This window comes from Arhodomonas sp. KWT (assembly GCF_010993615.1).
Window position 1 is genome coordinate 1 of record NZ_WNXE01000556.1, and the last position, 1,073, is coordinate 1,073.

Consider the following 1,073-nt stretch of genomic DNA (forward strand, 5'->3'; position numbering starts at 1 on the left):
CCCTGGCTGTGCTCGGTCACCCCGAGGCCGTAGTAGATCGCGGCGTTCCCGCCGGTGGCATAGAGCCGGGCGGCGGCCCGCAGGGTCCCGGCGGGCACGCCGGTGACCTCCTCGACGGCCTCCGGGGCGTTCTCCGGGCGCAGGATGAACTCGCGCCAGGCCGCATACTCGTCCGCCTCGCAGCGGGTCCGGATGAAGCCGGCGTCCTCCAGTCCCTCGGCGATCACGGTGTGGGCGAGGGCGTTCACGAGCGCCACGTTCGTGCCCGGGCGGAGCTGAAGGTGGTAGTCCGCCTCGACGTGGGGCGAGCGCACCAGGTCGATGGCCCGGGGGTCGGCGACGATCAGCCGCGCCCCCGCCCGCAGCCGGCGCTTGAGCTGGGAGGCGAACACGGGGTGGGCGTCGGTGGGGTTAGCGCCGATCACCAGCACCACGTCCGCGCTCTGAATGGAATCGAAGTCCTGGGTGCCGGCGGAGGTGCCAAAGGTGTTCTTCAGCCCGTAGCCGGTGGGCGAGTGGCATACCCGCGCGCAGGTGTCGACGTTGTTGGTGCCGAATACCGCCCGCGCGAGCTTCTGGACCAGGAAGGTCTCCTCGTTGGTGCAGCGCGAGGAGGTGATTGCCCCCAACACCCCCGGGCCGTGGCGCTCGCGCAGCCCGTTCAGCCGTTCGGCGGCGAAGCCGATGGCCTCCTCCCAGCTCACCTCGCGCCAGGCGTCGGTGATGCGCTCGCGGATCATCGGGCTGGTGATCCGGTCGGGGTGGTTGGTATACCCCCAGGCGAAGCGGCCCTTCACGCAGGAGTGGCCGTGGTTCGCCTGGCCGTGCTTGTAGGGGACCATGCGCACGATGCGATCGCCGCGGAGCTCCGCCTGGAAGGAGCAGCCCACGCCGCAGTAGGCGCAGGTGGTGACGACGGCGCGTTCCGGTGCGCCGGCCTCGATGAACGTCTTCTCCTCCAGCGCCTCGGTGGGGCAGGCCTGCACGCAGGCGCCGCAGGAGACGCACTCGGAGCCCAGGAAGTCATCCTCGCCGGTGCCGGCGCTGATCATCGAGGCGAAGCCGCGCCCGTC

At 71.3% G+C, this 1,073-nt stretch carries 1 protein-coding gene; it reads right to left on the minus strand.

Annotated features, from left to right (window positions below):
- Positions 1-1,073, minus strand: a 1,073-nt coding sequence (locus G7A99_RS20685; RefSeq protein WP_163143762.1) for a molybdopterin-dependent oxidoreductase, incomplete at both ends; no start/stop codon positions are given.